The organism is Lentibacillus halodurans (assembly GCF_900112045.1).
Classification (GTDB): domain Bacteria; phylum Bacillota; class Bacilli; order Bacillales; family Amphibacillaceae; genus Lentibacillus; species Lentibacillus halodurans.
Genome location: NZ_FOJW01000009.1, coordinates 1 through 24,388, shown reverse-complemented (window position 1 = coordinate 24,388; position 24,388 = coordinate 1). Strand labels below are relative to the sequence as shown.

Annotated in this window: 24 protein-coding genes; 8 read left to right on the top strand and 16 right to left on the bottom strand. The window is 41.4% G+C overall.

What is annotated here, in order from left to right:
- The first annotated feature begins 286 nt into the window (after positions 1 to 286).
- The gene (locus BM195_RS11565) at positions 287 to 1,195 is read left to right on the top strand and encodes a COX15/CtaA family protein (RefSeq protein WP_090238196.1); all 909 of its coding nucleotides are present in this window, start codon (positions 287 to 289) and stop codon (positions 1,193 to 1,195) included.
- Between the two features lie 455 nt (positions 1,196 to 1,650).
- Here the strand turns inward: BM195_RS11565 and pyc are convergent, their stop codons facing one another.
- From pyc to BM195_RS11550, 3 genes are all read right to left on the bottom strand, one after another.
- The gene (gene pyc, locus BM195_RS11560; RefSeq protein ID WP_090238193.1) at positions 1,651 to 5,094 is read right to left on the bottom strand and encodes a pyruvate carboxylase; all 3,444 of its coding nucleotides are present in this window, start codon (positions 5,092 to 5,094) and stop codon (positions 1,651 to 1,653) included.
- Positions 5,061 to 6,266, bottom strand: a complete 1,206-nt coding sequence (gene ftsW, locus BM195_RS11555; RefSeq protein ID WP_090238190.1) for a putative lipid II flippase FtsW — start codon at positions 6,264 to 6,266, stop codon at positions 5,061 to 5,063. Before ftsW ends, pyc begins: the two co-directional genes overlap by 34 nt.
- Before the next feature lie 188 nt (positions 6,267 to 6,454).
- Entirely contained in the window at positions 6,455 to 6,736 is a 282-nt protein-coding gene (locus BM195_RS11550; RefSeq protein WP_090238610.1) for an Fpa/YlaN family protein, read from the bottom strand.
- Positions 6,737 to 6,898: 162 nt separating this feature from the next.
- On the opposite strand from BM195_RS11550, the gene BM195_RS11545 reads away from it, so the two are divergent.
- Together BM195_RS11545 and BM195_RS11540 are read left to right on the top strand one after the other, a co-directional pair.
- A complete protein-coding gene (locus BM195_RS11545) occupies positions 6,899 to 7,387 on the top strand; it encodes a molybdopterin-binding protein (protein ID WP_090238188.1) in 489 nt (162 codons plus the stop codon).
- Positions 7,388 to 7,592: 205 nt separating this feature from the next.
- Positions 7,593 to 8,195, top strand: coding sequence for a YhcN/YlaJ family sporulation lipoprotein (locus tag BM195_RS11540; RefSeq protein ID WP_090238184.1), 603 nt, complete (start codon positions 7,593 to 7,595; stop codon positions 8,193 to 8,195).
- Between the two features lie 84 nt (positions 8,196 to 8,279).
- Here the strand turns inward: BM195_RS11540 and BM195_RS11535 are convergent, their stop codons facing one another.
- Positions 8,280 to 8,588, bottom strand: coding sequence for a hypothetical protein (locus BM195_RS11535; protein ID WP_090238181.1), 309 nt, complete (start codon positions 8,586 to 8,588; stop codon positions 8,280 to 8,282).
- Between the two features lie 136 nt (positions 8,589 to 8,724).
- On the opposite strand from BM195_RS11535, the gene BM195_RS11530 reads away from it, so the two are divergent.
- Complete coding sequence (locus BM195_RS11530) at positions 8,725 to 8,931, top strand: YlaI family protein (protein WP_090238178.1); 207 nt, start codon at positions 8,725 to 8,727, stop codon at positions 8,929 to 8,931.
- A gap of 48 nt (positions 8,932 to 8,979) precedes the next feature.
- On the opposite strand, the gene BM195_RS11525 is transcribed toward BM195_RS11530, so the two are convergent.
- Complete coding sequence (locus BM195_RS11525) at positions 8,980 to 9,285, bottom strand: YlaH-like family protein (RefSeq protein WP_090238175.1); 306 nt, start codon at positions 9,283 to 9,285, stop codon at positions 8,980 to 8,982.
- A gap of 165 nt (positions 9,286 to 9,450) precedes the next feature.
- Between BM195_RS11525 and BM195_RS18360 the strand changes: the two genes are divergently transcribed.
- Positions 9,451 to 9,621, top strand: a complete 171-nt coding sequence (locus tag BM195_RS18360; RefSeq protein ID WP_170848241.1) for a DUF5325 family protein — start codon at positions 9,451 to 9,453, stop codon at positions 9,619 to 9,621.
- Positions 9,622 to 9,634: 13 nt separating this feature from the next.
- On the opposite strand, the gene BM195_RS11520 is transcribed toward BM195_RS18360, so the two are convergent.
- Both BM195_RS11520 and BM195_RS11515 read right to left on the bottom strand, forming a co-directional pair.
- Positions 9,635 to 10,444, bottom strand: a complete 810-nt coding sequence (locus BM195_RS11520) for an inositol monophosphatase family protein (protein WP_090238172.1) — start codon at positions 10,442 to 10,444, stop codon at positions 9,635 to 9,637.
- A gap of 191 nt (positions 10,445 to 10,635) precedes the next feature.
- Complete coding sequence (locus BM195_RS11515; RefSeq protein ID WP_090238169.1) at positions 10,636 to 10,827, bottom strand: hypothetical protein; 192 nt, start codon at positions 10,825 to 10,827, stop codon at positions 10,636 to 10,638.
- Between the two features lie 277 nt (positions 10,828 to 11,104).
- Between BM195_RS11515 and BM195_RS11510 the strand changes: the two genes are divergently transcribed.
- Positions 11,105 to 11,722, top strand: coding sequence for a YktB family protein (locus tag BM195_RS11510; protein WP_090238167.1), 618 nt, complete (start codon positions 11,105 to 11,107; stop codon positions 11,720 to 11,722).
- Positions 11,723 to 11,913: 191 nt separating this feature from the next.
- Here the strand turns inward: BM195_RS11510 and BM195_RS11505 are convergent, their stop codons facing one another.
- From BM195_RS11505 to BM195_RS11490, 4 genes are all read right to left on the bottom strand, one after another.
- Complete coding sequence (locus BM195_RS11505) at positions 11,914 to 12,183, bottom strand: UPF0223 family protein (RefSeq protein WP_090238164.1); 270 nt, start codon at positions 12,181 to 12,183, stop codon at positions 11,914 to 11,916.
- Between the two features lie 18 nt (positions 12,184 to 12,201).
- The gene (locus tag BM195_RS11500; RefSeq protein ID WP_090238161.1) at positions 12,202 to 13,158 is read right to left on the bottom strand and encodes an NAD(P)H-dependent flavin oxidoreductase; all 957 of its coding nucleotides are present in this window, start codon (positions 13,156 to 13,158) and stop codon (positions 12,202 to 12,204) included.
- 116 nt (positions 13,159 to 13,274) lie between these two features.
- On the bottom strand, positions 13,275 to 13,376 hold the full coding sequence (locus BM195_RS11495) for a GapA-binding peptide SR1P (protein WP_090238158.1): 102 nt from the start codon (positions 13,374 to 13,376) through the stop codon (positions 13,275 to 13,277).
- 391 nt (positions 13,377 to 13,767) lie between these two features.
- On the bottom strand, positions 13,768 to 14,610 hold the full coding sequence (locus tag BM195_RS11490; RefSeq protein ID WP_244535748.1) for a polysaccharide deacetylase family protein: 843 nt from the start codon (positions 14,608 to 14,610) through the stop codon (positions 13,768 to 13,770).
- 1,029 nt (positions 14,611 to 15,639) lie between these two features.
- Here BM195_RS11490 and BM195_RS11485 point away from each other — a divergent pair.
- Complete coding sequence (locus BM195_RS11485; RefSeq protein WP_244535756.1) at positions 15,640 to 17,262, top strand: BCCT family transporter; 1,623 nt, start codon at positions 15,640 to 15,642, stop codon at positions 17,260 to 17,262.
- A gap of 370 nt (positions 17,263 to 17,632) precedes the next feature.
- On the opposite strand, the gene lpdA is transcribed toward BM195_RS11485, so the two are convergent.
- The 5 genes from lpdA to BM195_RS11460 form a co-directional block, all read right to left on the bottom strand.
- Positions 17,633 to 19,039: a dihydrolipoyl dehydrogenase gene (gene lpdA, locus BM195_RS11480; protein ID WP_090238150.1), complete on the bottom strand. Its 1,407-nt coding sequence runs from the start codon at positions 19,037 to 19,039 to the stop codon at positions 17,633 to 17,635.
- Positions 19,040 to 19,042: 3 nt separating this feature from the next.
- Positions 19,043 to 20,353 (bottom strand): dihydrolipoamide acetyltransferase family protein, encoded by a 1,311-nt coding sequence (locus tag BM195_RS11475; protein WP_090238147.1) that lies wholly within the window; start codon positions 20,351 to 20,353, stop codon positions 19,043 to 19,045.
- A gap of 22 nt (positions 20,354 to 20,375) precedes the next feature.
- Positions 20,376 to 21,353, bottom strand: coding sequence for an alpha-ketoacid dehydrogenase subunit beta (locus BM195_RS11470; protein WP_090238143.1), 978 nt, complete (start codon positions 21,351 to 21,353; stop codon positions 20,376 to 20,378).
- 3 nt (positions 21,354 to 21,356) lie between these two features.
- Positions 21,357 to 22,439: a pyruvate dehydrogenase (acetyl-transferring) E1 component subunit alpha gene (gene pdhA, locus BM195_RS11465; protein WP_090238140.1), complete on the bottom strand. Its 1,083-nt coding sequence runs from the start codon at positions 22,437 to 22,439 to the stop codon at positions 21,357 to 21,359.
- 372 nt (positions 22,440 to 22,811) lie between these two features.
- On the bottom strand, positions 22,812 to 23,546 hold the full coding sequence (locus tag BM195_RS11460) for a YkyA family protein (RefSeq protein WP_090238137.1): 735 nt from the start codon (positions 23,544 to 23,546) through the stop codon (positions 22,812 to 22,814).
- 168 nt (positions 23,547 to 23,714) lie between these two features.
- On the opposite strand from BM195_RS11460, the gene def reads away from it, so the two are divergent.
- Positions 23,715 to 24,266, top strand: a complete 552-nt coding sequence (def, locus tag BM195_RS11455; RefSeq protein WP_090238134.1) for a peptide deformylase — start codon at positions 23,715 to 23,717, stop codon at positions 24,264 to 24,266.
- The last annotated feature ends 122 nt before the right edge of the window (positions 24,267 to 24,388 follow it).

The window sequence follows — 24,388 nt, the reverse complement described above, 5'->3', positions numbered from 1 at the left end:
AACAATGCAAGAGTTTTTTTATTATCAACAGATGTGAATCTCCGCCAATTCACTTTTGCAGGAAAGCAGCCTGATCAATTTCGACTATAAGGCCGATATATGCAGCAATCCACCACTTCAACGTTCCATAAAGGGGTAAGTAATGGCTGTTCATATCTCTATCGTGAAAATGCGGGAAAATCGTGGTAAGATGTGAAACGTCACAGAAATTTCAGTTGCTGGTTTAGATTTGGCATATTATGATATAAGCGTACCAACATTACTTGACATAAAGTGAGGCAATCTTATGATTAAAACGTTAAAGTGGCTCTCTGTAGTTGCTTCATTGGGAATGGTATTTGTTTTAATCGGGGGTGCTCTTGTCACAAAGACCGGTTCCGGTATGGGATGCGGGGCAAGCTGGCCGCTTTGTGAGGGACAGCTCTTCCCGTCAGAGATAACACCCGAACTTATTATTGAACTAAGCCACCGCCTGGTCTCCGGCATAATGGGGTTTGTTGTTTTAGGGTTATCGATTCTGTCATGGGTATTTATCGGGCATATACGTGAAGTGAAATTTCTTGCATTCATGTCATCATTCTTCCTGTTTTTGCAGGCGCTGATCGGGGCTGCAGCAGTTATGTGGAATCAGTCCGATTTTATCATGGCAACTCATTTCGGGATCTCACTCATCTCGTTTGCAGCAGTGTTTCTGTTGATGTTATTAATCTTTGAGATTGATACAAAATTTGATGCAGCAACATTGACCATTCAAAAGAAACACCGAATCGAAATATATGCCATAACTTTGTACACCATTTTCGTGGTCTATACAGGGGCATTGGTACGTCATGTTGAAGCGAGCATGGCGTGTGGCGGATGGCCATTCTGCAGCAATATTTCACCGCTTTCATTCTCAGATTACACTTTTGCCCAATGGATTCAGATGGGACACAGGTTAGCTGCAGCAATTCTGTTTGTATGGACCATTGTATTCGCTATTAGAATGGTAAAATACTACTGGAATAATCGGGTTATGTATTGGGGCTGGATTACAACAGCATCACTCATCACACTGCAAGTTTTTTTCGGGGCGATGATTATTTTCACCATGCTGAACCTCGGAATTGCCTTAATGCATGCACTTGTCATATCCATTTACTTTGCAATGCTCAGTTATTTTGTTTTATTGGCAACCAGAAGTGCCAATCATTAGAAAAAATCAAGGCTCGTTCTCATCTTTCCAGAGGTCGGAGGTTATTAGGTCAAATTGACGGAATCAGCTCAGGCGTTTTTACTTAACAAACAACAGGGCAGGGAGTCCTCGTAAAGCAAAAACCTCTTTCCTGCGGGGTTTTCGGCTCGTGTTGTTCCCATTAGGAGTCCCCGTATGCTGCCTCCGTTCATGTTGGGGTGCTGTTTGCTGAAAGAAAAGAACTTATAGAACATATTCATTGAACACGATTCTAAGCTGCGGAAAAATGCGACAATCATGCACTCACCAACAAAAGCATGGAAGCAAGCAGACCAAGTGACTTCTCCGTTTATCGATCATTCGCAACAAATTTTCAAAAATACCTCAAAAGATACATCCGAACTGTTCCAATCATAGTGGAATCATCGTTCGGATTTATCTTTGGCTAATATCCTTTTGTCCCTGCCTCTTTTTCCTTACTCAAATTCTATCAGCAGATCATTAACTGCAATGCTATCTCCATTTTTGACGTAAACGTCTTTTATGACACCGGTAAACGGAGCCTGGACTGTTGTTTCCATCTTCATGGCTTCATTGATTAACAGGTGATCACCTTTTTGGACTGCATCACCTTTGTTGCAAATAACTTTTACAACTGTTCCCGGCATCGTGGCCCCTATTTGCTTTTCGTTGTTTTGATCAGCTTTGGGTCTAGTTTCAATTGTCGACTTGACACTTTCATCTTTTACAACAACCTGCCGTGCCTGGCCATTTAATTCGAAATAGACGACGCGTGTTCCATCTGATCGGGGTTCGGAAATAGACATCAATTTGACAAACAAGGTTTTCCCCTGTTCAATTTCCACCTCAATCTCTTCATCTAATCTCATACCATAGAAAAAAGTTAACGTATCAAGTACGGAAATGTCTCCATAGGATTCATGGAACTTATGATGATCCATAAACACTTTTGGATAAAGTGCATAGGAAATCAGATCAAAATCCGTTATCTGTCGATCAAGTGATTTAAACAGCGAATCACGCATTTGGGTGAAATCGATCGGATTAAGTAACTCGCCCGGACGCACGTTAATAGATTCCTTCCCTTTTAAAATGATTCGCTGCAAGTCTTTTGGAAATCCCTGATAAGGCTGTCCAATGTACCCTTGTGCAAACTCAATGACCGATTCCGGAAAATCAATTGATTCTCCCCGTTCGTATATATCATCTTCTGTCAAATTGTTTTGCACCATGAACAATGCCATGTCGCCAACAATTTTTGAAGAAGGTGTCACTTTAACAATATCACCAAACATATCGTTAACCCGTCTGAACATTGCCTTCACTTCATTCCAGCGTTCTTCCAGCCCAACAGCTCTTGCCTGCTGCCTTAAATTACTGTACTGACCGCCAGGCATTTCGTGAAAATAAATTTCGGTATGTGGTGCTTTCAAACCGCTTTCGAAATCCTGATAATGTTCCCGGATACCTTCCCAATAATGGGACAATTTTTCATAGGCATCAATATTTAATTCCGGCTGACGACTCGTTCCTTCTAGTGCATAATATAATGACTGAGCGCTTGGCTGTGATGTCATTCCGGCCATTGGAGCGTTGGCAACATCAACCGCATCCACCCCGGCTTCGATTGACCGTGCATACATATGAACACCATTGCCGCTTGTATCATGTGTATGCAGATGAACCGGCACATCAACCGTTTCCTTCAATGTGGAAATAAGCTGGTAGGCAGCTTCAGGTTTTAAAAGTCCTGCCATATCTTTAATACCGAGAATATGCGCACCTGATAGTTCCAGTTCTTTAGCCAGATTTTTGTAATAATCTAGATCATATTTTGAACGTCCGACATCAAGAATATCGCCTGTATAACACATAGATGCCTCAGCTATTTTATCATTTTCCCGTACGAACTGGATGGCCGGTTTCATTCCTTCCACCCAATTCAGACTGTCAAAAATCCGGAACAGGTCAATTCCAGCAGTCGCACTCTTTTCAACAAATTCTTTAATCAGATTATCCGGATAGTTTTTATATCCAACGGCATTACTTGCTCGCAGCAACATTTGCAGTAATACATTTGGCATTTTTTCACGCAGTTTTAACAGCCGCTGCCATGGATCTTCTTTGAGGAAACGATATGCAACGTCAAATGTCGCTCCTCCCCACATTTCCACAGAGAACAGCTGTGGCAATAATCGGGCAGTCGGTTCTGCAATCTGCACTAAATCTTTTGTTCTGATCCGTGTTGCAAGCAATGATTGATGAGCATCACGGAATGTTGTATCGGTATACAATACGTTATGTTGTTCTTTCAGCCAATTTGCCAAATATTCCGGACCATGTTCATCAAGAATCTGTTTTGTCCCTGCAGGTATTTTCTCCTGTTGATTAACCTTGGGTATTGGTGGCGGGACCAAAGATGGCTTTTCTTTTTTCGGAATACCCTCAAAGCCATTCACGGTTGTATGCCCGATATATGTCAGCATTTTGGTCCCACGGTCTTTTCGTTTCGGGAACACAAATAACTCCGGCGACTGGTCAATAAACGTTGTGCTGTACTCACCCGAGAGAAACTGTTCATGTGAAATAACATTTTCCAAAAACGGTATATTCGTTTTAATTCCGCGGATCCGGAATTCTTTTAAGTTTCTGACCATTTTTTGTGCAGCCTGTTCAAATGACAGCGCCCACGTAGAAACTTTGACAAGTAATGAATCATAGTGCGGTGAAATGACTGCTCCCTGAAAGCCGTTCCCTGCATCAAGACGAACACCAAAGCCGCCGCCTGTCCGGTATGCCATCATCTTCCCGGTATCCGGCATAAAGTTATTCAGCGGATCTTCAGTTGTTACCCTCGACTGGATGGCGTAGCCGAGTGTCGTAATATCCTTCTGCTGCGGAATACCGATGGAATCATCATGGATATTTCGACCAGCTGCTATTTTAATTTGTGTCTGAACGATATCAACACCGGTAATCATTTCTGTAATGGTGTGTTCGACCTGAACGCGCGGGTTGACTTCAATAAAGTAATAAGTATCCTCTGTTACCAAAAATTCAACGGTTCCGGCATTCACGTAACTTACATTTTGCATCAGGTCAACTGCAGCCTGACAGATTTCATATCTTAAACTTTCCGGCAACGACACACTCGGGGCAGCCTCAACCACTTTTTGATGCCGGCGCTGTACCGAGCAGTCACGCTCAAATAAATGGACGGTATTCCCATGATTGTCACCAATCATTTGCACTTCAATATGTTTCGGATTTTCGATTAATTTTTCCACATATACTTCTTCACTGCCAAATGCAGCTCTTGCTTCGGATTTTGCCCGGTCATAAGCCTCATGAAGCGACTGTTCATTTCGGACAATTCGCATGCCGCGGCCGCCGCCTCCCAATGATGCCTTAATGATGATCGGATAACCATGCTGCTGCCCAAATGCCTTCACCTCGTCCAGTGAGGAGACAGGACCATCACTTCCCGGGATAACAGGTAATCCTGCGTTGATGGCCTGTGTTCTCGCCTTCACTTTATCACCAAACATATTTAAATGCTCACTGGTCGGTCCAATAAAAATGAGGCCTTCTTCTTCACAGCGTCTCGCAAATTCAATGTTCTCCGATAAAAATCCGTAACCCGGATGGATGGCATCAACATCTACATTCTTGGCAAGTTCAATAATGCCTTCAATATCCAGGTAAGCATCAATCGGCTTTTTACCTTTACCGATAAGATACGCTTCATCAGCCTTATATCGATGGTAGGAACTGATATCTTCCTTTGAATAGACGGCAACTGTGCGGATATTCAGTTCGGTGCATGCACGAAAAACTCGAATGGCAATTTCTCCGCGATTAGCAACTAGAACCTTATTGATCTGTTTTCTCTCTCCCATGTTTTTCCTCCTCTGGTACGGTATATATTCATTTCGGAATCCTCTGTATTTGCAGGTACAGGTTCCTGCTCTTTCTGTTTTACAAATTTTGCTATGTTATTCATGATTCCCATAGCGACCATCATAACCAGAAGTGATGAACCGCCGTAACTGACAAATGGAAGCGGAACACCTGTAATTGGAAGGATACCGCTGATGGCGCCTAAATTAATAAACGCTTGAATCCCCACCATTGATGAAATGCCAATTGCCAGTAATGAACCAAAACTGTCGGAACATTTCCTGGCGATAAACAATCCCCGCAATACAATAATGGATAACATACCCACCACAATTACGACACCTATAAACCCTAACTCTTCAGCAATCACTGCCATGATAAAGTCGGTATGCGGCTCCAGAAGAAACCCAAGCTTCTGAATACTCTGCCCGAGTCCCTCTCCAGTCAGGCCGCCACTGCCAATCGCCAGATAAGATTGAATTAAATGATAACCATCATCATCCGGATCTTCAAAGGGTTGAAAAGCACCGGCAAAACGGCTGATCCGTTCATCAGTTATCATACTGGGAATGGCGAATGCAACCAGCGCCAGCCCGACAAATACGAGAATAAATAGATGTTTAAAACGGACTCCCGAACTGAATATGACAGAACAGGCAATTAAAAATATAATCGCAGCTGTTCCAATATCAGGCTGCTGTACGATTAAAGCTAAAATAACTGCAGTCAGTATTAACGGGGGCAGTACGCCTCGATTAAACTCGTTAATATAAGCTTGTTTTTTTGAATAAACAGAAGCGAGGTAAATAATCAGTCCCAGTTTAGCAAATTCTGCTGGCTGCAGACTGACCGGTCCAAAGTCGAACCACGATCTGGCATTGTTGGCAGTGCTGCCGAAAAAAAGTACGCCAATCAACAAGACAACAATAATTAAAATCATGATCTTAATCAGTTTTTGATAATACTTATACGGGAAAGCACTTGTCAGGGTAAATCCCACCATCGCCAGAAAAAACCATTGGATTTGCCTCACCAGATAATGGGTGCTTTCATATCCCTCAACCACTGCTAACACCATACTTGCACTATAGATCATGACAATCCCGAACGCCGCTAAAAGTACTGGTGTAATCATTAGCGTAAAATCATAATCCTTTAATTTCCTTATCATCTTACTTCTCCCCAGAATATGTACTCATAGCAGATGAAGGAGAAAATAATGATTAGTATAACATAATTTTTACAATAGTATATCACATTGCACCAATCATCTGCTACATTAAATGTTACAGGCGGTTAAATAAAAAAACCTTGCCGCTATCCAATCAGGCAAAGTTTTTACTGCACCAAACAAAATCATTACACAGAATTCTGTGCTGCCTCATGCAATCTATTGAGCTGCCTTTCCAAATTTTCGAGAAGAGCTTTACCTTCATGCTCATCAATTAAATTTAAGCGTACAGCAAAATCAATTTCTCTTGAAAGACCAAACATTTGTGTATCCAGAACCTCTTCATATAGAGGGCATTGTGGCATTGTCAAATTCTCTATCTGCACTTCTATAAGCTTGTGTATTTTGGCAGCATCAGCCTTCAGAAGGGCATAAGCTTTTTCACGATGAGTTTCAGTCACCTCTGGAATCAATAATATCCCTCCATTAAAAAGACTTCCTTATACTTTATATTATCGTTTGTACCGTGAAAATGCAAATGAAATTCAGCAATTCGGTATTTATTTGTGATGAAAAATCACTTCATGTCTGCTATCCTTGTAAAGAATACATCATTTATGAGGTGGTAAAACATGATAGTACCAATCACTGGCAACGTTACATACACCATAACATTGGATCCGACTGTATGGATCTTTGATGACCGTAAAATATTGCTGGACGATGCATTTACCGGCATTCATCAAAATCAGGACGAGGAAGACGAACTTGAGAAAGCATCGGAACGCTGGAACCAGGCGGTGTATCAGCAAAAAATAAATCCGCCTGTCAACAAAAGTATTTCCAGAATGGAAGGACAAAAATTTCTGGAAAACTCTTATGTTATGCCTATAGCAGAATTTTTAAACCATGCCAAAGTGAATGAAGATGCCAATCGTGTCATACTCAAAACTGCAAGTGGTGAAGAAAATATTCCACTAGAAGCACTTGAAGAGAGCTTCCTTTTATTTGCCTTAGACGGAAAACCATTGAAAGAAGACGGTCCGGTTCATTTGCTGTACAGGGATGGTTCTAACCGGGAAAACCCGATTAAAGGCATCCAAAAAATAGTCGTTCAATGATGGAAAAGCTGTTCATTATGATTGTGAACAGCTTTTTTAATGAACATAGCTGTTTATGATGAAACAAGCTGGTTATCGGCCATTTCTGGTTTTATCTCGGAATCTGACTTCTGAACATGCCTGGCTTTTCTTTTGTATAATCTGTTATTGATGAACCACACTAATAAGACAGTAATTCCGTGTTCATGACAAAGGAGGAGTAGACATGCTGTTACGCTTAGGAATACTGTCTTTCTTGAGCTTCACACTTTTAATTGGGTGCCAGCAAAATCAGGAAGAACAATCATTGCCGGAAGAAACGGATAATAATGAACGTTTTATTCAGGTTGAAGACTCTGATCCTGTTGAACAGCAGCAATTAACAAATAACGAAATTGCATCTCACTTAGCCAATGTTGCAAGTGATGTTCCCGATGTGCAGGATGCAACCTCGGTTGTTGCAGGACCATATGCAGTTGTCGGGATAGATGTTGATAAGGATTTGGATCGCTCACGTGTCGGGTCCATTAAATATTCTGTTCTGGAAGCATTGCAAAAAGATCCCTACGGAAAAACGGCGGTAGTAGTAGCTGATGGTGATGCTGTTGAACGAATACGGTCAATGGGAGACAAGGTGGCACAGGGATACCCTGTACAAGGTGTTGTAGATGAACTATCCGCAATTGTTGGAAGATATATGCCTGATTTTCCAATCAATGAAGACCGGCCGGATGAAGGCGATCAAAATAAAGAATCAATCCCGGAGAACGAAGAACAGCAATTGGATGATGTCGAGGAAGAACAGTCCAATCATCATAACGACGAATAAGAACGCAAATGGAAAATATACACCGTCTTCTTTTTCAGTTCAAGAAGGTGCTTCCTGGAATTTTCCGGAGAAGCACCTTCTGTTTTATATATTCATTTTTTCATTTTTCTCTTCCTTCACTTGATTATAGTACTCCACCCCAAATTGGGACCCTTCCGAAACCATTTTGGCGTTTTCCAATTGTGCCACATCCTGTTTCCCGGCCTGATCCGGTGCACCTGCATCTTCAAATGTTGAATCAACTTCATGGCCGTTATAGCGGTCTCTAATTTTTCTCGCAGCAGTTTTTACTTTTGTTTTAAATTGATGCCGGTTTTCTCCATTTCTGAGGATATAACCAGCAGCTCCCGCTCCAATTGCTCCAGCTGCGGAAGCAATGTATCGTTTTTTCATCGTATCGTCCTTTCCACTTCACTTTACTTTTAATATTCCATTCCCAATTTATTTTGCTGTCAAACATCCGTTTTCATACAATCGCATATCGTGTTATAGTTATAGTGAAATAGCCTAATTTTTGAGGTGAAAAATGATGAAAGTACAATGTGTATTATGTGATGCAGTACACGAAATAGATGATGACTCATTGCAGGCTAAACGGCTGAGAAACCGCAGAATCCACATGTATTTGTGCCAGGAATGTTACGGCCGTATTGATGATAATACGCGAAAAAGACATGCTACAGGAAGCTTTCGGCTGTTTGATGATACGAAGAAAAAGAAAAAAGATCTGATTTAAAAAACTCCCGGACAAAGGGAGTTCTTTATTACACTGAATGAAGTTTCATCAGGATGTCTGCGATTTCCGCTGCAGGTGGAGTCGGAAACGATAAATGCCCAGAACGAGACAGATAACAATCAAACTGTCTGTGATTGGGTATCCAACAATACTGAATAAATTCAAAATCAGCATACCAAATGCAAGCAAAATATAAACCAAAACCGATTTTAAAACTGGCAGCTGCTTGGCGAATCCAAGTTTATAAGCAATCGCCGCAAGAATCAGGTTAATGACATAAAACGTCCAAAAAACATTGAGACTGTCCCGATAACTAATAATCAATTCGTATACCACACTGAAACTTGTATCCATTTATATCCCCCGTGACACGATTCTATAAAAAATTAAACCAAGATTTATAACATTTCCTTATCTATCATACTAAATCTTTAACCACCACGCCAGTTAAAAATCGACAACTTTTGAATACAAAAATCATTTGGTTTATACTAGTTCATGGAAACTGGGGGGCTAGGTATGAAAAATCTTAATCTACCAATGCTGCTGTTGGCAACATTGGTCATATTCATGTTCGTCTTTGTCGGGATTGCGATTGCTTTCCGATCTATTTGGCTGGTCTTATTATTTGTCATACTCGGATTCGCTTTTATGGGATTCGGGTTATCCCGCAAGCATAAAAGAAAGTGACTCCATGATGAGGTCACTTTCTTCCTTTTTTCGTATAGTCGTTGATTAATTGCTCCTGTATTGCAGGGTTGCAGGTTAGGACAGAATTTTTTTGGAGCAGGTTGATTTGCTCACCGAATGCATTCGTCGTTCTGCCCCCCACCTCATCCACAATGACTATTCCTGCTGCAATATCCCATGGAGCCAAGTCCATTGTCATATATCCATCCATAATACCTTCTGCAACGCTGGCAAACTCCAGAGCAGCCGATCCATAGGTTCTTGAACCCCTAATTGTTTTAACCAGATTTTGTATAACCTTTTCATCGACCAGTCGATTTTCACAAAGCCAAAAATGATTTAACCCCAAAATTGATTCATAAAAACTTTTTTGTTCAGAAAGCCGGGGTAACGCTGTTTTATTCTTATAGGCTCCTCCTCCCCGCTTTGCACTATATAATTGATCAGCCATCACATCATATATAAGACCAATTTCACCGACACCGTCATGGTAAATTCCCACGGATATGGCAAAGTTTCTTTTTTGGTGGACAAAATTCATCGTCCCATCAATTGGATCAATAATCCAGACAGTTCCGTCAAGTGATTGCAGTTCATCACCATAACCTTCTTCACTGATGATGAAGTGTTCGGGATATGTCTCCTTTATATTGGTTATTAAAAAATATTCCGTTCCTTTATCCATTGTTGTAACAAGGTCATTCGGATCTGATTTCGTATCAATCGTTAACGGATCGTTGATTTTTTCTCTGATTGTTTTTCCCGCTTCGAGAACCCATTCTTTTGCCTGCAGATATAGTGCCTCACGTAGTTCCAGGTCCATTTGTTAAGCCTCCATTTTTCAATTTGATACTATCATATCAAATTGGAAGGCAAGATTCATATTTGCGGTTTATGATACCCGGCGTCAAGAATAACATGGGTCACCCAAATAAGTACATAAACTGAGCCAATAAACATATGTAAATTTGGGATCAAGCGGGTTACCGGTATTATTTGCAATTACAGCCACTCTTAATCCCGCTGAAGTTCCAGAAATCGCAAACGCAACTGCTTCAGCCTTTCTTTGGACTTAATGATTTCCACCTTATCATTTGCTTGCATGGCATCGTATAGCGTCATTAATTCATAATCAATTTCCAGCCGGACAACAGGTAATTTTTCCTGATCCTTCTTTTTTCTCAGATCCTCTATGACATATTTCATGTCATCCCCAACCTTTCAAATGACTTTTATTATTTATATGTCTTATAAAAGCAAATTGTTCATAAATACGACTTACATCGTGTATGGTGTTTTTGCTTGGTCCACTGAAGATTTCCTTTTTTCGGTGTGCAGGTGAGCTGTAATTTCTTTTATACATTTCCCTTATTTTAAAATTTTAAACATTTAGAATGGAAGGCTATAACTTGACTGAGCGGTTTTTTTAACTAATAATAATGATTATAATCTGTACGATGCAAATACTGAAAGGATGAGATAAATGAAGTTTACAGGTTTTGCTCAAAGCGACTTCGACACCTTTACTATTGGCGGCCTCGAAGAACGTATGGAAGCTATCCGGGGCAACATTCAGCCAAAGTTTAAAGCAATCGGTGAGGAACTTTCCCAAACCATCTCTGATATGACCGGAAACGATATATATGTCCATATCGCACAGCATGCCAGAAGGACAAAGAATCCGCCAAATGATACATGGATGGCATTTTGTCATGATAAACGCGGCTATAAGAAGCACCCACACTTTCAAATCGGTCTGTTCGATGATCATTTATTCATATGGCTCGCCTATATTTATGAACTGCCGAATAAACAGGAAATGGCCAAATCGTTTCTGGATCATATGGACGATATTCAACAATCAATCCCTGACGATTATGTCATCTCCCTTGATCATACTAAGAAAGATGCAACAAGCCTTGCTGAGATCGATTTGGAACAAGCACTGACACGCTTTCAAAATGTAAAAAAGGCTGAATTTCTGATCGGAAGGCACTTTAGTCCGAATGATCCCGTGCTGCAGGATGGACAAGCATTTTTAAAGGAAGCAAAAGACACATTTGAAAAGCTTACACCACTATATAAAATATCCATAGGGTAGTAACCGAGAAGGAACTTTTATAATCGAAAGGGAAAGCGGATGAACCAAAAGGTATTCTGATTAAATTTTAAAGTCTCACTTTTGGAAGTACAAACGTACGAAATAAGAGGTCCCGTACTTTTTATGGGTACGGGACTATTTTTGAGATTCGATCATTTCAGATTGAGATTGCCTTTGAATCAGTTCTTTGTTTATGTCATTTGAATTGTATGCTGATCACTCTCCCTGGCTTTTTTTACAACAGGATAACCGGCATATCCCGATGCTCGTTCAAATTCCCTGAAATAGGTCTTTTCTTCGCTTTTGGCTGGAACAACTTGCTTGAATTTCCGGTATGCAGCCAGAAAATCCTCCCGGTTAACCTGCTTTTCATATGCCTGTTCAACGAATGCAAAGAAATTAACGACATCAATAACCTCTTGTTTCGACCATGATTCATCCAATGGATAATGATAATTCATTGCTGTCATCCACCTCATTTAACACCATTTTCTTCTAATGGAAGCTGCTTCATTCATCATGGAATGAATGAGCTCTTCTACCGTTGGGATTGCATGTATTCTTCCTGCACCCTGTCCGGCCCAGCCAAAACCTTTTGTTTCTTCCCCGCTATGAATATAATTTTTGTTTGCTTCTCCACTTATATGTGTCTTCAGTGATTCATAGTCACCATATTGCTTTTCGAGTTCCAATATTTCTTCAGTCCATGGATTTTTTAATGCCCTTGCAGGTGTACCGAGGGAATGTTTAATGACAACCGTTGCATTCTCATCAGCATCCAGCAGCGCCTGTTTATAGTTAGCGTGTGCATGAACACACTCTTTCGTGGCAATAAACCGGGTTCCCATTTCGATCCCTTCTGCTCCAAGTGCGAATGCTGCCATCATACCACTGCCGTCAACAATACCCCCTGAGGCGATCACCGGAATAGATACAGAATCGGCAACCTGTGGTGTTAACACGAACGTTCCAGTATCACTGCGCCCGAGGTGTCCTCCGCCTTCCTGTCCGACAACCATGACAGCGTCTGCCCCCAATTCCTCTGCCTTTTCCGCTTGTCTCCGGGCAGCAGTCAGTACCAGTTTTTTAATCGGATGCTCCTTCACCATATCCAAAACACCTTTTGGATTACCGCCTGTTACCGAAACAACCGGTACTCCTTCATCAATGGCCACCTGTACCATATGCTCAAAAGTTCTGCCGTGCTGTCCAATGGCAAAATTCACGCCAAATGGCTTGTCAGTCATTGTTTTCACTTTTTGGATTTCTGCACGTAATTCTCCCGGACCGGAAAGACTCATCGCCGTTATTTGCCCTAAACCACCTGCATTCGATACAGCGGCGGCCAGATCCGCATAAGCCAAATAGGCAAGTCCGCCTTGAACAATCGGATATTCAATATGTAACAAATTCGTTATCCCCGTCTCCCACTCCATCAATAATCCTCCCTTTTTTATTTATCTTACCATTTTATGGGATGATATTCTAATCCTGCATATAAAAACAACTGCATCTGAACCAGATACAGTTGTTTCATGTTGTAAGCGCTTTATTAACTGTTGCAAGATGGGCATCTTCCGTAGTATGTTGTTACTTTCTCATCATTAAAATATTCAATTACTTTCTGACAATCCTGACATACAATTGTCCCCATCTGCTCCCGCTCCTTTTTAAATCATATATTCTATTCATATTATAATATGACACATTGGTATAATCAACTTATATTAGTATAACATATTAACGTTTCGACGTTTTTGTGAATGTTATCAGAGACAGGGACATAGCTAAAAGTAAGGGGCTAAAAGACGACCAATAGTCGGTTTTAGCGGAGGGAATATACGTAGACTCCAGCGGGAGGAAAGGCCTGGGCAAGACCCCGCAATGCGTATGCACGCAGGGCTCACTAGTCGCCTTGGAAGCAGAGTATATTTCCGCAGCGGGGTATACCTTGCTTTGTTTTTTCGGATTTTTGTTTTATAAACGTTCTTTTATCCCAGCCTCGATAGGGTATGTTTTACTGTCAATTTATATGAGATAAGCGATTATTCGATGGTCTTGATGGAATCCGGATCAACGATGTTATACCCTTGTTCCCGAAGCCCGGTTACAATATCTTCTAAAGCTGCTGCTGTCCATTCACGGTCATGCATTAATAAATTGGCCCCATTACGTAAATATTCTGTTTCAAGCATGACTTCAGTGATAGCTTCTTTACTTTGATATTCCTCTTCCCAGTCATAACCGTATGTCCAGTTCATCGACACCATACCCTCATCCTTGATAAACTGCTTTGTAAAATCTGTATTTGCACCATTTGGCGGTCTAAAAAAACGAGGACGTTCCCCAATGATCTTCTTAACTTTATCATTCAGACTGATGATTTCCTCTTTTTGTTCTTTATCCGGAAGATCAGGCAAGTAGGAGTGACTATTTGTATGATTACCAATTTCAAATCCCATGCCGTGAATTTGTTTCAATATCTCCTGTTCTTCCGGGCTATTCAGAAAATGACCATTCACGAAAAAAATCGCCTTGGCTTCTAACGATTCTAATGTATTGGCCATTTCAAGCGCATACTCGTCGGGTGCATCATCAATCGTTGGCAATACAGCCTTTTCAGTGGCCTTATCATCAATCGGGAGTACGGAAGATGTCTCTGTGTCAATCTGATACAATGGGGCGGTCGATTGATTTTGTTCTGATTGCACCTGCCGCCTAACAGCAGATGCCTCATTCTCTTCCTGTGGTTGTTCTGTTTCGTCATGATCCGCTGTCTGCTCCTGCTTCATCTCTTGTGCGGATTCTTCTTCGGCACCTGTTTTATCCTCCGCGCAGGCTGATACGAATAAAGCCATTGCCATTATGAGCCATACGATGTGTTTCAATGCTGTGCTCCCCCCTATCAAAAACTCTGTTCACAGTATAGCCGAAAATTCGTCAGTCTGACCACACTTTTTTGTTTATTTATTTTCCATTTGGGTATACGTAAACAGTATTACGACAGATTTTTTAAAGAAAGGATAAAATCACAGTGTTTTGGTTGAATTGTGTCGAAACGTATGTTTAAATACTTAAATGTGCTATTTCGTCATTGAACTACGGTTACATTAGAAGGAAAGGAGTAGACGATATAAAAAAGTCACACGCGTATTTAATATTTCGGCCGTGATTGTACTGATTTTAAACATTTCATTTGGGTGAATATAGCCTAATTTCAATATAAATGAAGTCATAACAGCCGTACAAGGATACATCATGGTTAAAATTGGCTTGTTTCACCTCATCAGTACTGCAGTGTTCGTTTTTTCCATCCACCTCATGTTTTCTAAGGTATGAAAAATTAAATTTGGAAAACCGGATGAGAAGTCGGACGTCCTTATATTACCCACGTCATCTGAAATGAGCTTCGGACTGAAACCATTTGATACCGAAAATACCTGGTTTAATGATTGGACATTATTTGTCGGAACGTTCATTGCCCGGGTTTCCGAGAAAGCAGATTTCTTGCTTGCCCAGCGGTCTTGAGGCAATGCAAACGTTTAGAGGTGGTGGTTATGTTTTACCAACTGGGACATACTAAACGTACCTTGTATCGAAAATTGTTGAAACCAAAAGTAACGGTCGTAAATTTAGAGTAAAAAACAGTGCTGACAAAGAATAAATGGTAGTCCGGACAGCATATTTCACCCGAGAACGTGGTTAATATTATAAGAAAAACTGGAATTGAGTAACGATGCAAAAGTAGAATGGATAAAGAGGAAGGCAATTTGGAGTCTGATCTCAAACCATTATCCTGCGAGAAGCCTCTTAAATGTAGCAGGCTCATGTTACGGAGTTGTCAATGTCGAAAAAATTGACATGTTGTCTGTTCATGTTATGGTATAAGAGTTTTTAAAAAAATATAGGGAGGTATTATTATTAATTCCAGAACAATTACAGCTGTTTTTTGGGTATCCATAGCAATAGTATCTGTATTTATCATCTGGGGAGCTTTTTTCCCATCAAATGTTGAATATGTTTTAGGCTTAGTTGATGGTTTTATTTCGAAGACATTTGGCTGGTTTTATTTGTTAGTTACGACAGGATTTGTTTTGTTTGCACTGTTTTTGATTTTTGGTCCATATGGAAAAATCAAGCTTGGAAAGTCTGATGATCAGCCGGAATATAGCTATTTTACTTGGTTTGCGTTTCTGTTCACCGCTGGTATGGGCGTCGGTCTCGTATTCTACGGCGTGACGGAACCTATAACACATTTTTATTCACCTCCTTCTGCTGAACCAGAAACAATGGCTGCTGCAGAAGAATCGATGCAATACACCTTATTCCACTGGGGATTCCATCCATGGGCTACATACGCAGTGTTCGCATTGGCACTTGCTTATTTTAAATTTCGCCACCGGGCGCCTGCTTTGATCAGTTCCGCTTTTGCGCCGCTGATTGGTGACCGTGCTAAGGGACCTTTGGGGATCGGCATTGATACACTGGCCGTTTTTGCTACCGTGTTTGGTATTGCAACATCTCTTGGACTTGGCGCAACACAGATTACGGCCGGTTTAAGCTACACCTTTGAAGGAATTCCAAATACACTGGTAACCAATTTAATTGTCATTTTAGTTATCACTGTATTATTCATGCTTTCAGCTACGACAGGCATTAACCGGGGTATCCGCTACCTGAGCTGGTTAAATATTATCCTTGCCATAGCATTGATGGGATTTGTGTTTATTCTCGGGTCTTCTGTACAGATGATCGAATCTTTTACAACAACCATGGGTAATTATTTGCAAAATCTTCCAAGTATGACATTCGGCATGAATACATTTGAAGGTGACAGAGAGTTTCTTAATGCGTGGACACTCTTTTACTGGGCTTGGTGGATCGGCTGGTCGCCATTTGTTGGAACTTTTATTGCCCGGGTTTCCAGAGGAAGAACTATTCGTGAATTTGTCATCGGGGTAACTGCCATACCGGTAGTATTCAGTGCCTTCTGGTTCTCTGTTTTTGGTATTGCCGGATTGGAGATGGATTCTACTGAAGGCGGTATTATCCATCAGTTAATGAATGAAATGGGAAATGAAGTAGCATTATTTGCATTTCTTGAATCAACACCTATGGCAGCTGTTGTCATCGGTATCGCAGTGCTCTTGATTTCCTCCTTTTTCGTTACTTCTGCCGATTCCGGTACATTTGTACTTGGGATGCTGACATCAGGTGGAAAGTTAAATCCAAGCATGGGTGTTAAAGTTATCTGGGGAATTATCCTTGCCGCAACTGCTGCTGTTCTATTGTGGTCCGGCGGGCTATCGGCACTCCAAATGGCCATGCTGATTGCTGCATTCCCATTTGCGATTTTAATGATTTTTATGTGTGTTTCGCTCCTCAAAGCACTGAAAAGCGAACATGGCATTTTGCAAATGGAACTCAAACAGCGTGAACATGATCCGGAGTTCCGAGAAAATCAGCGGAAAGAACTTAGAAGACGTCGTAAAGGATTTCAGAAAACACTTCCTGATGCTGAAGATGAAGGAGAATATTAATGCCCACAAAGCTGTCCAGAAAGGAGTCTCCAATTCTGGACAGCTTTTTCTAAAATACGACTACCTGCGCTATAGGGTGGAAGTCCAGAACTGTACTCGAACAGCGGGTAAGCAGTAACTAAAAGATAGTGCGATAATTTTGAGGTATCGATCCGAGGGTCTGAAGACATATCCCTTAACTAAGCCGGATGCCTTATTGGCACGCGAGAAATCTATTGGCAGTTGGATCCCCCCACTTATCCTCTTTGGTTTTACCTTATTGTCTTGAAGCGGGGATTTTACTGCGGGATAAAGAAATAAGCCACGTCCGTAATACTGGACGTGGCTTATTTATCGGGTTTTCATTCACCTGCGTTATGTTTTCGTTTTTTTACATTGTATGAATAGGTGTTCCCAATGCAACATCTGCTGCTTCCATTGTAACTTCACCAAGCGTTGGATGTGCATGAATGGTCAGCGCGATATCCTCAGCTGTCATCCCGGCCTCGATTGCCAACCCGATTTCTGCAATGACATCACTGGAATTTGGCCCGGCAACCTGGGCACCAATTACCAATCCGTCTTCTTTTCTCGTAATCAGTTTCATGAAGCCTTCCGTGTTATTCAATGACAATGCACGGCCATTTGCTCCAAATGGGAATTTGGATGCTTTCACTTCGTAACCGGCATCTTTTGCTTCCTGCTCCGTATAACCGACACTGGCAAGTTCGGGATCAGAGAAGACAACAGAAGGAATGGCAAGGTAATCAATTTCTGATTTCTCACCGCCGATAACCTCTGCGGCCACTTTTCCTTCATAGGAGGCTTTATGAGCAAGTGGCGGTCCTTCAACAATATCACCGATCGCATAAATATTGTCTATATTTGTACGGCATTGCTTATCGATTTGAATAAGTCCTTTATCATTTACCTCAATGCCCACTTGCTCAAGTCCAAGTTCATCTGTATTTGGACGGCGACCGACAGTAACCAGAACATAATCCGCTTCTACTGTTTCTTCTTTATCATTGACTTCATAGGTTACTTTGACGCCATCATCAGATTCCTCAACACCCTTAGCCATGGCCTCTGTAATCACATTAACATTTTTATTCTTCAAACCTTTTTTGACAGGCTGTTTAAGCTGTTTTTCAAAAGTACCAAGGATTTCCTTCGTTCCTTCCAGGATGGTTACTTCTGTACCGAAGTTTGCATAGGCTGTACCGAGTTCAATACCGATATAACCACCGCCGACAACAACCATTTTTTCAGGAATCTCTTGAAGGTTTAAGGCACCCGTGGAATCCAATACACGGTCGGAGAATTTGAAATTCGGAATCTCAATCGGTGTCGAACCGGTTGCAATAATACAATTATTGAACGTGTACGTCTGTGAGTTCTTTTCATCCATTACTTTTGCCGTGTTTTTGTCAACAAAGTAGACTTCACCTTCGACAATATCCACCTTGTTTCCTTTTAACAGACTCTCTACACCTGAGGTTAGTTTATTGACAACTTTGCCTTTCCACTCCTGAACTTTAGAAAAATCAACCGAGACATTTTCAGCCGTGATTCCCATTTCCTCATTTCCATGTGCACTCTGTGTCTTGTGACCTGCTTCAATCAAAGCTTTTGACGGGATACAGCCAACATTCAGACAAACACCGCCCAAGTCACCTTTCTCAACGATTGTCACCTTTTGACCGGTTTGAGCAGCACGGATGGCAGCTACATAACCGCCAGGTCCTGCTCCAACCACTAATGTGTCAAGTTCAATTGGAAAATCTCCCACTACCATAGTTTACGCCTCCATCATAATTAATTGTGGATCGTTCAACAGACGCTTAATTTGATTTAGTGCCAGTTGTGCAGTAGCACCATCTACAATACGATGATCAAAGCTGAGTGATACAGCTAATACCGGAGCGACAACAATTTCTCCGTCACGGACAATTGGTTTTTCCTGAATGCGCCCGATTCCAAGAATAATCGCTTCCGGATAATTTAATACCGGAGTAAACCATTGACCGCCGGCAGAACCAATGTTGGTAATCGTATTGGATGCACCTTTCATCTCCTCAGATGACAGTTTACCACTGCGGGCCTTTTCTGCCAATTCATTGATTTCTTGTGAAATGGTAAAAATCGATTTGCGGTCTGCATCCTTCACAACTGGAACCAGCAAGCCTTTATCCGTATCTGCGGCAATACCAATGTTGTAATAATGCTTGTGTACAATTTCATTTGTATCATCATCCACTGCAGCATTTAAAATTGGATATTTTTTCGATGCGGAAATTAATGCTTTGGCTACATATGGCAGATAAGTCAGCTTAATTTCCTGTTCAGCAGCAGCTTCTTTAAATTTCTTCCGGTGAGCTACGAGTTCGGTAACATCCACTTCGTCCATAAGCGTGACATGTGGAGCTTTTGTTTTAGAATTAACCATTGCATTCGCAATTGATTTCCGGATACCGCTCATCTTCTCACGGCTTTCAGGATATTCGCCTTTTGGTGCCTGTTCGGCTTTAGGCTGTTGTGTATCCTCTTCTGCTTCAGCAGGCTCTTCAGTCTGCCGATCACCGCTTAAGTAATGATCAACATCTTCTTTTAAAATACGGCCATTTTTACCCGATCCTTGAACATCATGAATGTTCACCTCATTGTCGCGGGCGTATTTCCGTACTGATGGCATAGCAATGACACGTTTATCATCAGATGATTGCTGATCTGTATCCCTGGATTTTGGTTGATCAGACGATTCTTTGGTTTTCGTTTCATTAGCTGATTCCGGAGTTTCTTCGTCCTTTTCTGTTTCAGCTTGTTCATCTTGGCCATCTTCCTCATCTTCATCTTCATCTTCGGATTCATAGCCTTCTGCATCAAATGTGATAAGTGTATTACCTACAACCGCTACTTCTCCTTCATCAACATGGACTTTTGTGACTGTGCCTTCAACCGGTGAAGGGATTTCAACAACGGCCTTATCATTCTGCACTTCACATAGCACGTCATCTTCTTTAACCTCCGTGCCTTCCTTAACAAACCATTTGGCAATTTCGCCTTCGTGTATACCTTCACCGATATCAGGCAGTTTAAAATTATATGCCATTATGACAACCTCCAATCATTCATTAAAAGTTCATAACCTTATTTACTTTATCGATCACATCTTTATGATCCGGCAGCCATACTTCTTCTGCCTGTGAAAATGGATAAACGGTATCAGGTGCCGTTACTCGCATAATTGGTGCTTCAAGATGCAGAATGGCACGCTCCTGAATTTCCGAAATCACATGTGAAGCAACCCCCGCCTGACGCTGCGCTTCTTGTATCATCACGACGCGGTTCGTCTTCTGGACAGATTCAACAATTGTGTCAGTATCGACAGGTGATATCGTGCGTAAGTCAATCACTTCTGCTTCGACATTATCTTTTTCCAGTTCTTCTGCAGCTTTCAAAGCGGTATGCACCATAGCGCCATATGCAATGAGCGTTACGTCGCTTCCTTCGCGTTTAACATCCGCCTTATCTAGCTCTACTGTATATGCTTCATCAGGTACTTCATCGCGGAATGAACGATACAATTTCATATGCTCCATGAAAAATACCGGATCATTGTTGCGAATTGATGAAATTAAGAGCCCTTTTGCATCATATGGCGTAGAAGGAACAACAACTCTGAAACCAGGCTGCTGGGCAATAAGTCCTTCCAGTGAATCCGCATGCAGTTCCGGTGTATGGACGCCGCCTCCAAAAGGGGTACGAACGGTAATCGGAGCAGATTTACTGCCGCCTGAACGGTAACGCATACGGGCTATTTGACCATTCAGCGCATCCATTGCTTCATAAATAAAGCCGATAAACTGAATTTCCGGCACCGGGCGGAATCCCTGCAGTGCAAGACCAAGTGAAAGGCCGCCAATTCCCGATTCAGCAAGCGGCGTATCAAATACACGATCTTCCCCGAATTCATCTTGTAATCCTTCTGTAGCACGGAATACGCCGCCATTTTGGCCAACATCTTCTCCGAAAACAAGCACATTTTCGTCATTTTTTAATTCATGATGCATGGCATCAGTGATGGCTTGAATCATTGTCTTTTGTGCCATGATTTACTTCGACTCCTTTTCTTTGTATTCTTCCATTTGCTCCTGCAGGTTGTTCGGAAGTTCTTCATGCATATTTTCTATTAAATCGGTGACTTTTTGTTTAGGATACTCATCCGCTTGTTTAATAGCCTTCTTAATATCTTCCTTGGCATCTTCAATCATTTTGTTCTCGTCATCTTCCGACCATAGATCTTTTCCTTCAAGAAACTTGCGGAGTCGGACTAGCGGGTCTCTTTTCTCCCATTCATTTGTCATATCCTCCGTACGGTACCTTGTCGGATCATCCCCGGCCATGGTATGCGGACCATAACGGTAAGTCAGCGTTTCAATCAGTGTAGGACCATCACCGTTAACGGCACGTTCTCGAGCCATTTTAGTAGCTGCATAAACGGCTAAAACGTCCATACCATCTACTTGGTAGCTTTCAACTCCTGCAGCAACCCCCTTTTGTGCCAAGGTTTTCGCATTCGTTTGCAATTCAACTGGAACTGAAATGGCAAACTGGTTATTTTGAACAAAGAAAATCGCTGGAGCACCATAAGCACCCGCAAAGTTTACACCTTCATAAAAATCCCCTTGTGAAGTTCCTCCGTCACCGGTATATGTAACAGCAACAGATTTTTTGCCACGTTTTTTCAATCCGAGTGCCACACCTGCTGCCTGGGTGTACTGTGCACCAATGATGATCTGTGGGCTTAAACCATTAACCCCCTCTGGGAACTGATTGCCATGATAGTGTCCTCTTGAAAACAGGAAAGCCTGATATAACGGAAGACCATGCCAGATAAGCTGCGGCACATCACGATAAGCCGGCAGTAAATAATCATCTTGCTCCAGTGCATAATGACTTCCTAATTGTGATGCTTCCTGTCCTGCTGTTGGTGCATAAAATCCCAGCCGTCCTTGACGATTCAAGGCAATTGAACGCTGGTCCAGCACTCTCGTATAAACCATCCGGCGCATAAGTTCCTTCAGGTCATCATCTGAAAGATCAGGCATCCAGTCTTTATTAACAACTTCACCATTTTCATCAAGAACCTGGAACATTTCGAACTGACTCTCAATATTTTCTAGTACGTCTTTCAAAATTGTTCACCTCTTCCTTTCTGTTTGACTGTTTATATTCTTTTCCAGTCTTCCCGAAATATGAATAAAACTGTACCATTTGCCTTAAAACTTGTTCCCTTTTTTAATTGTCATTAATCCTATTGCACACAAAACAGGAATACTGTTACACCTAGAAAGCAAAAATTACTGGTACAATTCATGATTCAGTTTAAAGTTTAGCCCATATATAGTTATTCGGTCAATTATTTTGTTTAAGTTTTTCATTTTTTTCACAGTCATGACAGCGTTTACATAAATGTTTTGCGATTCGCCTTGATAATCTGTTATAACAAATCTATACAACTGTATTAGTAGAGAGGGGAACGAATCATAAAAAAGGAACCAGGTGATTCATTCACCTGATTCCTTTTCTTTTTCTGGTTCATTTGCTTCGTCAGGATTACCTTCCTGTTCTTCCGGCGTTGGATCTTCTTCATATTCCACTTCAATGCCGGCGGCCGTATAAAAATCCTCTTTAAAAGCATTATATTCCGTTGTCAGATCGTTGAATTCCTGATTGGCTTCAATGACTTTCTGATAGCTTTCATTCAGTTCCTTTATATGTTCCGACAGTGTTTCCTGTTCCAGTTCTTCCTCCCGCAGCATCGTATATAACGCCTCTTCAAGTGCCAGCGACTCGGAATATGATTCGTGCAGCTGATCGTAGGCGTCATACCGATCCATCATTACATTGTACATCTGTTCAGCTTTTTCAGTTGCAGTCTCCTCCTCTAAATCAGCAATCAGCCCCTCGATGTTCGAAAATTCTTCCTTAGAAGCGTCAATGCTTTCCTTTTCCAGCTCAATTTTTTCTTTTCTGGTTTCAATGTTATCAAGTGCCTGTCCGGAAAGTTCCTCAATCTGATCGAATTCTTCCATGCTCAAGTCAATAATCTGGCTGTATACTTCTTGCTCTTCCTGCTCTAATTCAACAATTTGATTTTGCTGTTCTTCAAAAGTTTGCTCGAGTTCAACCGCTTTTTCCAAATGATTATAAATTTGTTCAGATGTCGCTGTTCCATTACAGGCTGACAGAAAAATAATCAGGATAAATAGAATGATGAATGATGACTTTTTCCATCCCACTTAACATAACACCCCTCAGGTAGTTGCAGAATTTACAATTTAGTATAACATATAACATCTTTAAACGGTTTTCTATTGAAGATTTTTCTTGTCCCACTGCAAAATTATGCTGCAACAAAACATATTATGTTAAAATACCACTATGAATAAGCTAGGGAGTGTCAAACTATGATAACAATGGATGATATTGTTCGTGAAGGACATCCATCATTACGTGAAAAAACCAAGGAGGTGTCAATCCCTCCATCCGAAGAAGATATACAACTATTAAACGATATGTTGACCTTTATTCAAAACAGTCAGGATGAAGAAATCGCAAATAACTATAACTTGAGACCCGGAGTAGGGGTAGCCGCACCGCAATTAGGCATTAATAAACGAATGTGCGCTGTTCACTTTGAGGATTTAAACGGAAAACTTTATAGTTATGGATTCATTAACCCGAAAATAGTCAGTCATTCGGTTGAACAAGCATACCTGTCAGCAGGAGAAGGCTGTCTTTCCGTCGACCGTGACGTGGAAGGCTATGTGCCCCGCAATGCCCGGGTTACCGTTAAGGCGATTGGATTGGATGGCAATGAACTCAAATTGCGTTTAAGAGATTATGCAGCAATCGTGGTTCAGCATGAAATTGATCACCTGAACGGTGTCATGTTCTATGATCACATTAATCAGGAAAATCCATTCGCCATTCCAGAAAACTCCAAATCAATTGGATAAAGTGAAACTCCATTCAGCGGGATGTCTTACCCCCGCTGAATGTTAGTTGAACAGAATCGGACATTTACTGGTCGTTAACCCCCGTTCTCGCTTTGTCCAAATGACCATTCCTTTATCAGGGG

Bases quoted from the DNA above. Each gene is read 5' to 3' on its own strand.
- BM195_RS11565 (WP_090238196.1), top strand. From the start codon at position 287: ATGATTAAAACGTTAAAGTGGCTCTCTGTAGTTGCTTCATTGGGAATG.
- pyc (WP_090238193.1), bottom strand. From the start codon at position 5,094: ATGGGAGAGAGAAAACAGATCAATAAGGTTCTAGTTGCTAATCGCGGA.
- ftsW (WP_090238190.1), bottom strand. From the start codon at position 6,266: ATGATAAGGAAATTAAAGGATTATGATTTTACGCTAATGATTACACCA.
- BM195_RS11545 (WP_090238188.1), top strand. From the start codon at position 6,899: ATGATAGTACCAATCACTGGCAACGTTACATACACCATAACATTGGAT.
- BM195_RS11540 (WP_090238184.1), top strand. From the start codon at position 7,593: ATGCTGTTACGCTTAGGAATACTGTCTTTCTTGAGCTTCACACTTTTA.
- BM195_RS11535 (WP_090238181.1), bottom strand. From the start codon at position 8,588: ATGAAAAAACGATACATTGCTTCCGCAGCTGGAGCAATTGGAGCGGGA.
- BM195_RS11530 (WP_090238178.1), top strand. From the start codon at position 8,725: ATGAAAGTACAATGTGTATTATGTGATGCAGTACACGAAATAGATGAT.
- BM195_RS11525 (WP_090238175.1), bottom strand. From the start codon at position 9,285: ATGGATACAAGTTTCAGTGTGGTATACGAATTGATTATTAGTTATCGG.
- BM195_RS18360 (WP_170848241.1), top strand. From the start codon at position 9,451: ATGAAAAATCTTAATCTACCAATGCTGCTGTTGGCAACATTGGTCATA.
- BM195_RS11520 (WP_090238172.1), bottom strand. From the start codon at position 10,444: ATGGACCTGGAACTACGTGAGGCACTATATCTGCAGGCAAAAGAATGG.
- BM195_RS11515 (WP_090238169.1), bottom strand. From the start codon at position 10,827: ATGAAATATGTCATAGAGGATCTGAGAAAAAAGAAGGATCAGGAAAAA.
- BM195_RS11510 (WP_090238167.1), top strand. From the start codon at position 11,105: ATGAAGTTTACAGGTTTTGCTCAAAGCGACTTCGACACCTTTACTATT.
- BM195_RS11505 (WP_090238164.1), bottom strand. From the start codon at position 12,183: ATGAATTATCATTATCCATTGGATGAATCATGGTCGAAACAAGAGGTT.
- BM195_RS11500 (WP_090238161.1), bottom strand. From the start codon at position 13,158: ATGGAGTGGGAGACGGGGATAACGAATTTGTTACATATTGAATATCCG.
- BM195_RS11495 (WP_090238158.1), bottom strand. From the start codon at position 13,376: ATGGGGACAATTGTATGTCAGGATTGTCAGAAAGTAATTGAATATTTT.
- lpdA (WP_090238150.1), bottom strand. From the start codon at position 19,039: ATGGTAGTGGGAGATTTTCCAATTGAACTTGACACATTAGTGGTTGGA.
- BM195_RS11475 (WP_090238147.1), bottom strand. From the start codon at position 20,353: ATGGCATATAATTTTAAACTGCCTGATATCGGTGAAGGTATACACGAA.
- BM195_RS11470 (WP_090238143.1), bottom strand. From the start codon at position 21,353: ATGGCACAAAAGACAATGATTCAAGCCATCACTGATGCCATGCATCAT.
- def (WP_090238134.1), top strand. From the start codon at position 23,715: ATGATAACAATGGATGATATTGTTCGTGAAGGACATCCATCATTACGT.